The following is a 12,842-nucleotide window of genomic DNA, read 5'->3' as shown; positions in this document are numbered from 1 at the left end:
CCGCGCCGCGCCGCGCCCGGATCCTCCCGGTCGCGGCGCCTGCGCATGATACTCGCGCGGGGCGTCCGCCGCCGCCCGACCTCGCCTCCGCCTCCCTCGCGACCGCGGCGCGCGCCGTCCGCGCTCGTGCGGGCGAGCGGGCGTGCGCCGCGCCGCTACCCCTTCGCCGGCAGCGCCGAGGCCAGCTCCGCGTAGAGGTGGATGGCGCTGCGGATCGCCCGCTGGAAGTCGCCGAGGTGGAGGCTCTCGTTCTCGGAGTGGGCGTTCGAGGCGGGGTCCTCCACGCCGATGAGGAGCGCGGGCACGCCCCCGAGCGCGTCGGCGAAGGGCTGCACGAAGCCGATCGAGCCGCCGCAGCCGATCGCCAGCGCCTGCCGGCCGAAGCCCTTCTCGAGCGCGCGGAACGCCGCGCCGAACACGGGGTGGTTCACGTCCGTGATCCACGGCGCGCCCGCCGACTCGATCTTGACGCTCACCTCCACGCCCCAGGGCGCCGCCGCCCGGAGGTGCGCGACCAGCGCGTCGCGCACCTCGGCGGGATCCATGTCGGGGACGAGGCGGATCCCGACGCGCGCCCAGGCCACGTCGTTGATGATGTTGCGGGCGTCCTTGCGCGACGACGCCTGGATGGCGTTCACCGCCAGCGAGGGCTCCCACCAGTTCACCTCGAGCGGATGGTTCCCGCCGAGGAGCTGCACGCCGGGGCGCAGCCGCGCCTGCTTCCTGAACTCCTCCACGGTGACGGGGAGCTGCTCGATGGCGCGCCGCTGCTCGCGCGTCATCGGCCGGACCCTGTCGTAGATCCCCCGGATGGCGATGCGCCCGTCGCGGTCGACGAGCCCGGCGAGCATCTTCGCGAGCGCCATGGTGGCGTCGGGCACCGGCCCGCCCCACATGCCGGAGTGCAGGCTCTGCTCGAGCGCGCGCACCTCGACGTCCGCGGTCACGAGGCCGCGCAGGGCGATGGTCACCGAGGGCAGCCCGACGTCCACGTTGCCGGTGTCGGTGAGCACCATCGCGTCGGCGTCCAGCCTGGAGCGGTAGCGGCCGATGAACGCGGCGAGGTGCTCCGAGCCGATCTCCTCCTCGCCCTCCACCACGATCTTCACGTTGAGCGGCATCTTGCGCGCGCCGCGCACCCAGGCGTCCACCGCCGCCGCGTGGACGAGGATGCCGGCCTTGTCGTCGGCGGCGCCCCGCCCGAAGAGCCGGCCGTCGCGCTCGACCGGCTCGAACGGCGCGGACTTCCACAGCTCGGTCTCGCCGGGCGGCTGCACGTCGTGGTGGGCGTACAGGAGGAGCGTCGGCGCGGACGGGTCCTCGATCCGCTCGCCGAACACGTAGGGGTGGGCCCCCTCGACCTTGAGCACCTCCACCTTCTCGAAGCCGCGCCGGCGCAGGAGCTCCGCGACCGCGTCGGCGCTCCGCCCCACCTCGATCTCCGGGAACCCGGAGAAGGAGACGCTCGGGATGCGGACGAGCCGCTTCAGCTCGTCGAGGTAGATGGCGGCGTTCTTCTCGTAATGGGCGAGCGCCAGCTCGACCGGGCTCTCCGACATGATGAGGTCTCCTCGCTGGATGCGGCGGCCCGGCGGCGGGCCCGCCCGAGATATAAACCCGCGCATGCCCACAGCCCCCCGTCCCCTTCGGGACGGCTCCCTCGCCGAACAGCTCGGCGTGACCCGCGTCGCGCGCCTCACGGGCCTCGACCGCACCGGCGTGGAGGTCGCGAGCGCGATCCGGCCGGGCGCGCACGTCCTCCAGGTCACGAACGGCAAGGGGGCGTCCTTCGCGGACGCCACCGCCGGCGCGCTGCTCGAGGCGACCGAGCTGTGGGCCGCCGAGCGCGCCGTGGTCGACGTGTGGGACAGCGCCGCCGGGCTGGCCACGCGCCACGGCGCCGGCGTCCTGGTGCCGCCGGACGCCCTCGCGCCCGGGGAGGCCGAGCCGGGCTGGGCGTCGCTGCGCCTCGGCTGGCGAGCCGGGCAGGATCTCCTCGGCGGCGACCTCGCCTTCGTCCCGGCGTGCGCCGTCCATTGCCCGCCCGCGGGGGGGCCGCTGCTCGGGCCGGCCCTGGTGCCGTGGACATCGAACGGGATGGGGGCGCACGAGGACCTCGCGGCGGCGCTCCTGCACGCGCTGCTGGAGGTGACCGAGCGCGACCTCCTCGCGCGCGCGCTGCCGGAGGGGTTCACGGAGGAGGCCCTCGCGGCGCGGCTGCTCGACCGCCGGTCCCTCGCGCGCGCGGCCCCGCGGGCCGGGGCGCTCGCCGTGCGCCTGGAGGAGCGCGGCTTCGGGGTGCACCTCCTCGACGCCTCGGGCGACGAGTCGAGCGGCGGCGCCGCGCTACCCTGCGCCGCCGCCGTGCTCGTGGACCACGCGCTGGGCCCGGTCCCCCTCTCGGCCGGCTACGCCTGCCGGCTCGGCCGCGACGACGCGCTCCTCGCCGCGCTCCTCGAGGCGGCGCAGTCTCGCGCGACCGAGATCCACGGCGCCCGCGAGGACGTCGCGCTCGGAGACCGCCACGCGGCGGCCGGCCTCGCCGCGCTGCTCGCGGCGACGCGACCCCGGCGCGACGCGGGGCGCATGCCCGAGGGGCGCACCTCCCGCGAGGGCGGCGCCGCAGCCGGCGCGCGCGCCGTCCTCTCCCGGCTCCGGCGCGCCGCCGTCGAGCGGGCGGTGGCGGTCGCGCTGGACGCCCCCGCCGGCGTGCACGTGGTGAAGGTGCTCGTCCCCGGCTTCGCCTGCTCGGAGCTCCTGTGACCCGCGCCCGCAGGGACGACCTCGTCGTCTTCCTCGGCCCGTCCCTCCCTCCGGCCGAGGCCCGGCGGCTCGCGCCGTGCCGCGTGCTCCCGCCCGCGCGGGCGGGCGACGTCCTCGCCGTGCTCCCGGCCCGCCCGCTCGCCATCGCGCTCGTCGACGGCCTCTTCGACACGACCCCGTCCGTCTGGCACCACGAGCTGCTCGCCGCGCTCGACGCGGGCGTGGCGGTCTTCGGGGGCGCCAGCATGGGGGCGCTCCGCGCGGCGGAGCTGGAGCGCCACGGGGTGGTGGGAGTGGGCGCGATCTTCCGCGCCTATCGCGACGGAGCGCTCGAGGACGACTCCGAGGTGGCCCTCCTCCACGGGGACGCCGCGCACGGCTTCCGGCCCCTCACCGTGCCGCTCGTGGCGGTGCGCGCCGCCGCGGAGGCGGCCCGCGCCGGGCGGCTGCTGCGCCCGGGCGAGGCGCGCGCCGTCGTCGCGGGGGCGGAGGCGATCCACTACACGGAGCGGACCTGGCCCCGGGTGCTCGAGGCGGCCGCGCTCGGAGACGGCGCGCGCGCGCGGCTCGAGGCCTTCCTGCCGCGAGCGGCGGATCCGAAGGCCGCGGACGCGCGCGCCTGCGTCGAGGCGGCCGGCGCGTTCGTCCGGGCGCGCCGCGCGGGCGCCCCGGCGCTCCCCGGCCCAGGCTTCCCCGTGCCGTCGCACGTGCGCCGCGCGCGGCTCGAGCGCGCCACGGCGATCCTGCCCGGCGGGCGCGAGCTCGCCTCGGGCGAGGTGCTGCGCGCGCTCGCGCGCCGGCGCGACGCGGGGGCGCTCGCGGCCGACGGCCTGCGGCGCCTCGTCGTCGCGGGGCTCGCGCGGTCGCTCGGCCTCGCCCCGGCCGCTGGCGAGGCGGAGGCGGCCCTCGCCGCCTGGCTCGCGCGCGCGAGCGTGCCGGCCAGCCGGCGCGAGGCGTTCCTCGCGGCGTGCGGGCTCGACGCAGGGGCGGCGCGGCGGCTCGGCGAGGAGCTCGCGCTCGAGGCGCGGCTGCTCGACGGGGCCGCCCGAATGGTTCCCGACGGGCCGTCGTGGGAGGAGGGGCTGGCGCTCGCGGCCCGGCTCTCGGGAGCGTGGATCGAGGAGGCGCTCGCGGCGGGCGAGCGCGGAGGGTCGCGATGGGCAAGAGAGCTCGGGACGAAGACCGGCCCGCGGCGCCGGAAGGGCCGTTCAACGCGGCGTTCGCGCGGCTGAGGGAGCGGCTGCCGGAGGGTGGGCCGCCGCAGGACGAGGCGACCCCGGGGCCCGCGGCGGTCGCTGCGCCGGTCCCGGCGAAGGGACCGGCGCGCGCGGTGGTGCGCCTCGAGCGCAAGGGGCGCGGCGGCAAGGAGGCCACCGTCGTCGAGAAGCTCGAGCTCGCCCCCGCGACGCTGCGCGCCTGGGCGGACGAGCTGAAGCGCGCCCTCGGCTGCGGCGGCGCCGTCGAGGGGGACGCCATCGCGCTGCAGGGTGACCAGCGCGAGCGCGCCCGGCGATGGCTCGAGGCGAAGGGGGTACGGAAGGTCGTCGCCGGGTAGCGCCCGCGCGGCGACCCGCCGCGGGAGCCGCGGCGCGCGGGGCGGCCTTCTCCACGCCGGTCAGGCGCCAGGCCCGAGGAGATCGGCCGGGGTGAGCCAGCCGGCGGCGGCGAAGCCGCCCACCCACTGCGCCTCCTCCACGGCGAGGCGATAGAGCTTGAAGTCGAGGCCGAGCAGGCCGCGCGCGTCCGGATGGCGCGCGAGGTACGCCGCCTTCGCGTCCGCCTCGGCGGCGCCCTCGATCACCGACACCGTGCCGTAGACCGCGAGCCGCGGGGCGGTGCGGGCGTCCTTCGCCGCGGCCGCCGCGTCGTGCACGAACACGCACGCGCGCGGATCCGCCTCCAGGTTGCGCGTGTGCTGCGCGATGGCGGAGAGGAGCAGGATGGGCTCGCCGCTCTCGCCGAGCGCGTAAGGCACGAGCGAGGCGGACGGCCAGCCCGGCCTCCGCTGCGAGAGCGTCGTGAGCACCGCCGCCTTCTCCGCCCGCAGGAGCGCCCGCGCCGCCTCCGCGCCGCCCATCTCCTCGACCCGCGCCTGCGCCTTGCGCTCCGCCGCTTCCCTCGGATCCTCGGCCATCGCGTTCTCCCCCCTCACGCTCAATGGTGCGCCGGCCCGGCCCGCGCCGCCCGGTCCCCCTGGGGGTCGCTCCGAGGGCCGCGTCCGGTTGCGGCGGCTCCTTCCCTACAGCGCCACGAGCCCGAGCCGCGCCGCGCGGACGATCGCCTCGGCGCGACTCTCGACGCCCAGCTTCCCGAGGATCGCGTTCACGTGGAACTTGGCGGTGTGCTCGGAGATCCCGAGCCGCGCGGCGATCGCCTTGTTCGCGAGCCCCTCGGCGAGGAGCGCGAGCACCTCGCGCTCGCGCCGCGTGAGCCCCTCGGCGGCGAGGGGCGCGTCCGGCGGGCGAAGCCACTCGCCCGCGAGCGGCGCCTCGAGGACGGCGAGCCCGCGGGCGACCGCGACGACCGCGGCCGCGAGCGCGTCAGGCGCCGCGCCGCGGAGGAGCACGCCGCGCGCGCCCGAGCGGAGCGCCTCGGCCGCGTGCGGCTCGTCGGACGCCAGGGCGAGGATCGGGACGCTCTCCGCGCCGGCCGGCGCCTCCGGTGTTCCGCCCGCGACGCCCAGATCCCACAGCACCACGTCCGGCCCGGTCGCCGCCACGGAGGCGGAGGCCTCTTCCGGATCCGCCTCTCCCGCGAGCGTCAGCTCCGCGCGGTTCGCGAGGAGGGCCGCGAGCCCGGCACGGGCCAGCGGATCGTCGCCGACGAGGAGGACGCGGAGGGGCCCCATGGCACGGATGTAACCGCCCGCGTCGGAGAGGGCTCGACCCGACCTCGACCGGATCTCTTGCGGCCGGTCATCCCGAGCGTAGCGCCGTCCGGCGCAGCGAGGGACGGCGCGGAGCCGAGGGACGACTCCGCGGCCTCCGGCCGCCACGCTCAGGACAGGCTGCGCGACGCGGCGCCAGCCGAGGCGCTGACCGGGCAGCGGGCAGAGCAGGTGCGAGGAAGGTGCGCGCACGTCTCGGCCCACTTCGGCATTCACTCATAGTCGTTGCTATCTCCAGCGATAGCTCTTGCGAGCCCTGCGAGTTCCCGTTGCGGTGGGTGAAGGTTGCCCTCTTGACGAGGTTCGACCGCGACGCCGACCGCGACCGCGACACCCCGACCGCGACCGCGACCCCGACCCCCGACCCCGACCCCCGACCCCCGACCCCGACCCCCGACCCCGACCCCCGACCCCGACCCCGACCCCGACCCCGACCCCCGACCCCGACCCCGACCCCGACCGCGACCGCGACCTCGACCCCGACCCCCGACCCCGACCCCGACCGCGACCGCGACCGCGACCGCGACACCCCGACCCCTACCGCGACGCCGGCCGCGACGCCGGCCGCGACCGCGACCGCGACCGCGACCGCGACCGCGACCCCGACCCCGACCCCGACCCCGACCGCGACCCCGCCCCCGCCCCCTCCCGTCCTAGCCATACGAGCAGGATCGGCTCCCGTCCCTCCCGCCGATGTGCCGGGCCGTGCTCCTCCCTAGGCTTCCGTCCGGGCATACCGTTCACGCCCGCGAAGAAAGAGAGAAGCCATGGAACCCGTCACCCTGTCCGCCCTCTCCGACGAGCTCTCCGCGCTCGTCCGCGCCGCGGAGGCGCACGTCGTCCGCGTCGAGGGGCGCCGCGGCCGCGCCGCGAGCGGAGTGGCCTGGTCCGCCGACGGGATCGTCGTCACCGCCCACCACGTCCTCGACCGCGACGAGGAGATCGACGTCGGCCTGCCGTCCGGCGAGAGGGCCGTCGCCGCGGTGGTCGGGCGCGACCCGACCACCGACGTGGCGGCGCTGCGCGTGCGGGGCGCCGGGCTCTCGCCCGCCGCATGGTCGGACGCGGCGCTCGCGCCGGGCGCGCTGGTCGTGGGCGTCACGCGGCCGGGCAAGAGCCCCAGGGCGGAGCTCGCCGTCCTGGCCCGTGCGGCGGGCGAGTATCGCGGCGGACGCGGGGGCCGGGTGGACCGCTTCCTGGAGACCACGCTCCCGCTCCACCCCGGCGTCTCGGGCGGACTCGCCGTGTCCGCGAAGGGGGCGCCGCTCGGCCTCCTCTCCTCGGGGCTCGTGCGCGGCAGCGCGATGATCCTCCCGCCGGAGACGCTTCGACGTGTGGTGAAGTCGCTCCTCGCCCACGGCGAGGTGCGCCGCGGCTACCTGGGCCTCGCCACCCTGCCCGTCTCGCTCCCGGCTCCGCTCCGCGCGGCGACGGGCGAGCACGTCGCGCTCCTCGTCACGCGGGTCGAGCCGGAGAGCCCCGCGGCGCGCGCCGGGATCCTCCTCGGGGACGCGCTGCTCTCGTTCGGCGGCGACACCCTCCAGGATCCGTCCGAGCTCCTGGCGCTCCTCGCCGAGGATCGCATCGGCGACGCCGTGCCGATGAAGGTGCTGCGCGCCGGCGAGGTGCGCGACGTGACGGTCACGGTCGGCGCGCGCGGGCACGGGAGGGCGGCGTGATCCCGATCGCGGAGCTGTCGAGCGGGCTCGCCGAGCTCGTGGCGCGCGCCTCGCCCGGCGTGGTGGGGGTGGAGCACCGGCGGGGCCTCGGCTCGGGCGTGGTGCTGGCCCCGGACGGCTGGATCCTGACGAACGCGCACGTGGCCGGTGGCCCCGGGCCGCTGCGGGTCCGGCTCTCCGGAGCGCGCACCGTGAAGGGAGAGCTCGCCGGCTCGGACGCGCGCACCGACCTCGCGGTGGTCCGCGCGGACGCGCGCGACCTTCCGGCGCTCACGCTCGCCGAGCGCCGCCTGCGGGTCGGCGAGCTCGTGCTCGCCATCGGGAACCCGCTCGGCTTCGAGCGCTCGGTCACGAGCGGCGTCGTCTCGGCGCTGCACCGCAACCTCCCCGCAGCGCGCGGGGAGGTGCTGGAGGGGCTCGTCCAGACGGATGCCGCCGTGAACCCCGGCAACTCCGGCGGGCCGCTCGTCGACGCGCACGGCGCCGTGGTCGGGATCACCACGGCGATGCTCCCCTGGGCGCACGGCATCGGCTTCGCCATCCCGGCGCACACCGCGAGCTGGATCGCCTCGGTGCTCATCCGCGAGGGCACGGTCCGCCGGCCCTTCCTGGGCATCTCGGCGCGCGGCGAGGACCTCGAGCCGGCCGAGGCGCTGGCGGCGGGGCACGGTCGCGCGGTGCGCATCATGGAGGTGATGTCCGGCTCGCCCGCCGAGGCGGCAGGGCTCCGCGCGGGAGACCTCGTGGTCGGCGCCGCGCAAGGGCCCGTGGAGACCCTGGACGATCTCGTGAGGGCGACGGTGCTCGGCGGCCAGCGGCCACTCCAGGTGGACGTGCTGCGCGAGGCAGCGCTGCGGACGTTCGCGATCCGCCCGCGGCCGCCCGCGGCGGACGTGGCGGCGGCGTAGCCGATCCGTCACGGTCGAGAGAGGCCCGCTCGTCCCGAGCGTTTCGAGCCGCGGCCCCAGGCCGCCACGCTCGGCACGCGCTGCGCCTCTGCGTGAGCGGAGCCGCGGAGACGAGCGGCGCGCGTTATATCTGCGCCATGCCGGTCCGCCGCCGTGCGCCCCTCGCCCTGCTCCTCGTCCTCGCCGCCGGGCTCGCCGCGCTCGTCGCCTGGTGGGCGACGCGTTCGCCGCAGCGCGCGAGCCTCGCGGTCGCGGAGGCGCCAGGGACAAAGAACGCACCCGAGCCGCGCCACACCCCGCCGCCCCCGCCGTCGCGCCTGCCCCTCCGCGTCCCAGCGAACCCTGCCGCGCCCGACGACGCCTCGGCTCCCGGCCCCGCGCTGTTCGAGGGCCGCGTCGTCTCGACCGCCGGGGGCCACGGCGTCCCCGGCGCGGACCTCACCTTCTCGCGCGGCGGCGCGGCGGCCTCGGTGCGGGCCGACCCCGACGGCGCGTTCCGCTTCGAGCCGCCCGCGGAGGGGCGCTGGCTGCTCGCGGCGGTGGTGGCGCCCGGGTTCCTGCCCTTCGCGCCGGAGTGGGGCCACAGCCCGGTGCAGCTCGACGCGCGCGGCGGCCGGCCGGTGCGCGGCATCGAGATCCACCTCGCGCCGGCGACGCCCATCGTGGGACGGGTGGTCGATGCGGACGGGACGGCCATCGCGGGCGCGGAGGTGCGGCTCTCCGGCGCCGCCGCGGAGGCCGCGCTCGTCCCGATCGCCGATCGCTTCACGACCGACGCGTCCGGCGAGTTCCGCTTCGCCGCGCCGGAGGGTGCGGTGCTCGAGGCGCGCAAGGAGGGGTTCCTCCCCGGCCGCGCCGCGCTGGGCTGGCTCGCGCTGCTCAACGGCCGGGTGACCATCGCCCTCGGCCCGGCGCACCGCGCGCTCGGCGAGCCCGCGCCGATCGCGGGGCGGGTCGTCGCGAAGGGGGGCGAGCCGGTCGCCGGCGCGCTCGTCACGGCCGCGGGCGGGGGACCGTTCGGCGGAGACGGCGCGCCCGCGGCGCAGGCGGTCACCGACGTGGAGGGCCGCTTCACGCTCGCGGAGCTCGGCCGCGGGCGCTACACCGTGACGGCCCGCGCGGAGGGACGCGCTCCCGCCACGGCGCGGCGCGTCCGGCCCGGCACGCGGGACCTCCTGCTCGAGCTGGGCGAGGGCGGGCGGCTGCGCGGCTGCGTTCGAGACGCCTCCAGCGGACGGCCCGTCGCGCCTTTCACCATCGTCGTCCTCGAGCGCCGCGGCCCGCTCCGGCTCGTCCCTCAGGCGAGCCGCTCGGTCATCGATCCCTCCGGCTGCTACGCGCTCGACGAGCTGCGCCCGGGTCCGGCCGCCGTGATCGTCTCCGCCCCGGGGTACGCGCCCACGCGCGAGCTCGCGGTCGAGGTGCCCGTGCCGGACGGGGAGGGCGTCGCGGACGCCGCGCTCGAGCCGGGCGGGCGCGTCGCGGGGGTCGTGCGCGACGAGGCGACCGGCGCGCCGCTCGCGGGTGCGCGGATCTCGGTGGAGGGCGCGCTCGAGGGCGCCGCCTCGACCTTCCCCGTCCTCTCCGAGGCGATCACCGACCGCGAAGGCCGCTTCACGCTCGCGGGCCTGCCGAGGCGCGCGTCGCTCTTCTTCGCGGCGGCCGGGCACCACGCCCGGATCGTCGGCGTGGACGCGCCGCCGGGCGATGGCGCGCCGCCGCTCGAGGTGCGGCTTCGCCCGGTCGCGGAGGGCGAGGAGCCGCGCGTCGACCTCGCCGGGATCGGGCTCGTGCTCGCAGCGCACGACGAGGGCCTCCGGATCGGGCAGGTCGTGGCCGGCGGCGGCGCCGCCGAGGCGGGGCTCGCGCGCGGTGACGTCGTCCTGCGCGTGGAGGGCCGGCCGGTGACGGAGCTCGGCTTCTCTGGCGCGGTGAACGCCATCCGCGGGCCGGAGGGCACCGCCGTGCTGCTCACGGTGCGCCGGGGAGACGCGACGTTCGACGTCCGCGTGCCGCGCAGGATCGTCCGCGGCTGAGCGGCTCGCGGCTGAGCAGACGAGGCGAGGGCCGAGCGCGCTCGCTGCGCCCGGCCCTCGCCCCTCGTGCGCCCGGAATCAGCGCGTGCCGCTACCGACCCGTGCCGCTACCCGAGCCCGGGCTGGAGCCACCGGTGCCGGCGCCGCTGGAGCCAGTGCCGCCCCCAGGTGACGTCGCGCCGGACGGCCCGCCGCTGCCGGTCCCCATCTCACCCGCGCGCGAGCCGCTCCCCTTCAGCGACTTCTCGATCCGCTGCGCCTCCTGCAGGTGCCCCTGCAGACCGCTGTGGGTCGTCTCGAGGAAGGACGCGAGCTCCGTCTGGTTCTGCTTGCGCGCCTCCTTCGCCGCCTTCTCGACCTCCTTCACGTCCTTCTTGTGGTCCTTCACCATGTGGCTCATGAACTCCTTGTCGAACTCCTTGCCCTGCTTCTGCTGGAGGTCCGACAGGTGCTCCTGGGCTTGCTTCTGCTTCTTCTGGAACTTCTCGCCCTGGAGGTTCACGCCCATGGTCTGGGCGAGCTGCTGGAGCTGCTCGTCGTTCTTCTGGTGATCTTCCTTGAGCCTCTCCGCGTACTGCTTGACCTCGGGAGACTGCGCGTTCTGGGCGCCGAGCTCGGCGATCTGCACCTCGCCCTGGTTCGACGCGTGGAGCTCCTGGATCCGCTCCTCGAGATCGCCCTTCAGCTGGCTCTGCGAGCCGCTCGGGGACGGCGCGGTCGCCGAACCCGTGCCGGTCTCGCGCGCGCCGCTGGCGCTGCTGCCGGTCTGCGGGCTGCTGTGCGGGCTGCTCGTGGAGCCGTCGCTGCCGGACGGAGCGCGGTCGCTCCCCTGTCCCGACCCCTGATTGCCCGTCGTGCTGCGGGCCGCGTCGTCCCCCGGCGACCGCTGGCCGCCGGTGCCCATCTGCGAGCCGGCGCTCTGCCCGTACGCGGGGGCGCCCAGCAGCAGCGCGGCGACGATGGCCGCTCCTCTCCACCGATTGTTCATCGTTCCCCTCCCCATTGGTTGTCGTGTAGTTCCAGAAGTTGCGCAGCAGGAGGCCGATCCGCACGCGGCGCGGGAACGGGCGCCCGCGGCCGGGGCGCTCGCCGGTGCGGCCGCCCGCCGGCCGCTGGTGTGCGTCCCCTGCCCCCTTTCTCGCCTCCGCTCGGCCGTGCTAACGCGGTGGCATGAGCCTCGACGAGACCCGCGTCGGCGCCTCGCCCCAGGCGACCGGCCGCGCGCGCACCGCGAACGCCTCGCTGCTCGTGATCCACGCCGCCGACGAGGCGGAGAAGGGGCGCACCTTCCGCCTGGGCGAAGAGGACGCGACCCTCGGCCGGGACGAGGGGAGCACCGTGGTGGTGGCGTCGGACCAGGCGTCCCGCCGGCACGCCCGCATCTTCGTCTCGGGCGGCGCGCACGTGCTCGTCGACCTCGACTCGACGAACGGGACGTTCCTCAACTCGAAGCTCGTGCAGGAGCAGACGCTCCGTCACGGCGACGTCATCCGCATCGCCTCGACGGTGCTGAAGTACGTGGTCGAGAGCTGACCCTCGGCTACAACATGCCGAGGTGCAGCCGCGCGGCGTCGCTCATCCGCGACGGATCCCACGGCGGGTCGAAGACGAGCTCCACGTCCACGTCCTTCACCCCCGCGACGCCGAGGACCGCGCGGCGCACGTCGTCCACCAGCACCGGCCCGATGCCGCAGCCGGGCGCGGTGAGCGTCATCTTCACGTGCACCTCGTGCCCGCCCTCGACCGGCTCGGCGGCCAGCCCGTAGACGAGCCCGAGCTCGACGATGCTGGCCGGGATCTCCGGGTCGTAGACCGTCCGGAGCGCGTCCCAGACCTTCTCCTCGTGGAACGGCCCCTCCACGGCGGCGGCGCGCTCGTCCGCGAACCGCCGGGCCTCCGCCTCGAGCTCGGGGCCGAGGGCGTCGGCGTCCTTGCCGTCGATGCGGACGAGCCCGCCCATCTCGGTCATGGCGGTGAACTGGCCGCCCAGCGCCTGCTGCACCATCAGCCACGTGCCGGTGGGCAGCAGGACGCGATCGCCGTCCGGGATCCGGACGGCCGGGACGTCGCGCAGGGTGGAGGTGGGGGTGCGGGGGAAGGACATGGGCTACTCCGTCGACACCGCCTCGCCGCCGCCGCGCAACGCCTGGCGCAGCGCGTGCCAGGCGAGGCTCGCGCACTTCACGCGGGTCGGGTACTCGTGGACGCCGCCGAACACCGCGAGCTTGCCGAGCTGGCCGGCGTCCACGGCGCCCGGTCCCTCCGTGACGAGGCGGTGGAACCGCTCGAACACCGCGTCGATCTCGGCGGGCGTCCTGCCCTTCGCGACCCCGGTCATGACCGACGCGGACGCCTTCGAGATGGCGCAGCCGCTCCCCTCGAACCGCACGTCGCGCACGACGCCGCCCTCGAGGCGGGCCGCGACCGTGATCCGGTCGCCGCAGAGCGGGTTCAGCCCCTCGGCGCGGTGCGTCGCCCCCTCGAGCGGCCCGTAGTTGCGGGGCCGCTTCCCGTGGTCGAGCACCACCTCCTGGTACAGATCGGTCAGCTCCGACATGTCCTCGCTCCG

General features: G+C 77.0%; 13 protein-coding genes. 7 read left to right on the top strand and 6 right to left on the bottom strand.

Translation table 11 applies throughout. The features are described 5' to 3' along the window. Positions 1-155 precede the first annotated feature (155 nt). Complete coding sequence (locus ANAE109_RS04695; protein WP_011985235.1) at positions 156-1,559, bottom strand: M20/M25/M40 family metallo-hydrolase; 1,404 nt, start codon at positions 1,557-1,559, stop codon at positions 156-158. A 64-nt stretch (positions 1,560-1,623) separates the two neighbouring features. Here ANAE109_RS04695 and ANAE109_RS04690 point away from each other — a divergent pair, with 64 nt between their 5' ends. The 3 genes from ANAE109_RS04690 to ANAE109_RS04680 are packed head-to-tail and all read left to right on the top strand — an operon-like array spanning position 1,624 to position 4,318. Then, positions 1,624-2,763 carry a YcaO-like family protein gene (locus ANAE109_RS04690; protein WP_011985234.1) on the top strand — a complete coding sequence of 380 codons (1,140 nt, stop codon included), beginning with the start codon at positions 1,624-1,626 and terminating at the stop codon, positions 2,761-2,763. Next, entirely contained in the window at positions 2,760-3,995 is a 1,236-nt protein-coding gene (locus tag ANAE109_RS04685; protein WP_011985233.1) for a TfuA domain-containing protein, read from the top strand. Before ANAE109_RS04690 ends, ANAE109_RS04685 begins: the two co-directional genes overlap by 4 nt. Next, positions 3,920-4,318: a translation initiation factor gene (locus tag ANAE109_RS04680; RefSeq protein WP_011985232.1), complete on the top strand. Its 399-nt coding sequence runs from the start codon at positions 3,920-3,922 to the stop codon at positions 4,316-4,318. The genes ANAE109_RS04685 and ANAE109_RS04680 overlap by 76 nt, the downstream gene beginning before the upstream one ends. A gap of 60 nt (positions 4,319-4,378) precedes the next feature. Here the strand turns inward: ANAE109_RS04680 and ANAE109_RS04675 are convergent, their stop codons facing one another. Continuing rightward, complete coding sequence (locus ANAE109_RS04675; RefSeq protein WP_011985231.1) at positions 4,379-4,897, bottom strand: pyridoxamine 5'-phosphate oxidase family protein; 519 nt, start codon at positions 4,895-4,897, stop codon at positions 4,379-4,381. Positions 4,898-5,002: 105 nt separating this feature from the next. Then, positions 5,003-5,611, bottom strand: a complete 609-nt coding sequence (locus ANAE109_RS04670; RefSeq protein WP_011985230.1) for a response regulator transcription factor — start codon at positions 5,609-5,611, stop codon at positions 5,003-5,005. A gap of 806 nt (positions 5,612-6,417) precedes the next feature. Here ANAE109_RS04670 and ANAE109_RS04665 point away from each other — a divergent pair. From ANAE109_RS04665 to ANAE109_RS04655, 3 genes are all read left to right on the top strand, one after another. After that, a complete protein-coding gene (locus ANAE109_RS04665) occupies positions 6,418-7,329 on the top strand; it encodes a S1C family serine protease (protein WP_011985228.1) in 912 nt (303 codons plus the stop codon). Then, positions 7,326-8,237: a S1C family serine protease gene (locus tag ANAE109_RS04660; RefSeq protein ID WP_011985227.1), complete on the top strand. Its 912-nt coding sequence runs from the start codon at positions 7,326-7,328 to the stop codon at positions 8,235-8,237. The genes ANAE109_RS04665 and ANAE109_RS04660 overlap by 4 nt, the downstream gene beginning before the upstream one ends. A 137-nt stretch (positions 8,238-8,374) precedes the next feature. Beyond that, on the top strand, positions 8,375-10,273 hold the full coding sequence (locus tag ANAE109_RS04655) for a carboxypeptidase regulatory-like domain-containing protein (RefSeq protein WP_011985226.1): 1,899 nt from the start codon (positions 8,375-8,377) through the stop codon (positions 10,271-10,273). A gap of 91 nt (positions 10,274-10,364) precedes the next feature. On the opposite strand, the gene ANAE109_RS04650 is transcribed toward ANAE109_RS04655, so the two are convergent. Next, positions 10,365-11,261, bottom strand: coding sequence for a DUF4142 domain-containing protein (locus ANAE109_RS04650; RefSeq protein WP_011985225.1), 897 nt, complete (start codon positions 11,259-11,261; stop codon positions 10,365-10,367). A 182-nt stretch (positions 11,262-11,443) separates the two neighbouring features. Here ANAE109_RS04650 and ANAE109_RS04645 point away from each other — a divergent pair, with 182 nt between their 5' ends. Beyond that, positions 11,444-11,806 carry an FHA domain-containing protein gene (locus ANAE109_RS04645; RefSeq protein WP_011985224.1) on the top strand — a complete coding sequence of 121 codons (363 nt, stop codon included), beginning with the start codon at positions 11,444-11,446 and terminating at the stop codon, positions 11,804-11,806. 7 nt (positions 11,807-11,813) lie between these two features. Here the strand turns inward: ANAE109_RS04645 and sufT are convergent, their stop codons facing one another. Together sufT and sufU are read right to left on the bottom strand one after the other, a co-directional pair. Then, positions 11,814-12,377 (bottom strand): putative Fe-S cluster assembly protein SufT, encoded by a 564-nt coding sequence (sufT, locus tag ANAE109_RS04640; RefSeq protein WP_011985223.1) that lies wholly within the window; start codon positions 12,375-12,377, stop codon positions 11,814-11,816. A gap of 3 nt (positions 12,378-12,380) precedes the next feature. Then, a complete protein-coding gene (gene sufU / locus ANAE109_RS04635) occupies positions 12,381-12,830 on the bottom strand; it encodes a Fe-S cluster assembly sulfur transfer protein SufU (protein ID WP_011985222.1) in 450 nt (149 codons plus the stop codon). Positions 12,831-12,842 lie beyond the last annotated feature (12 nt).

The organism is Anaeromyxobacter sp. Fw109-5 (assembly GCF_000017505.1).
Lineage (GTDB): Bacteria > Myxococcota > Myxococcia > Myxococcales > Anaeromyxobacteraceae > Anaeromyxobacter.
This window is presented reverse-complemented; position numbering and strand designations above follow the sequence as displayed.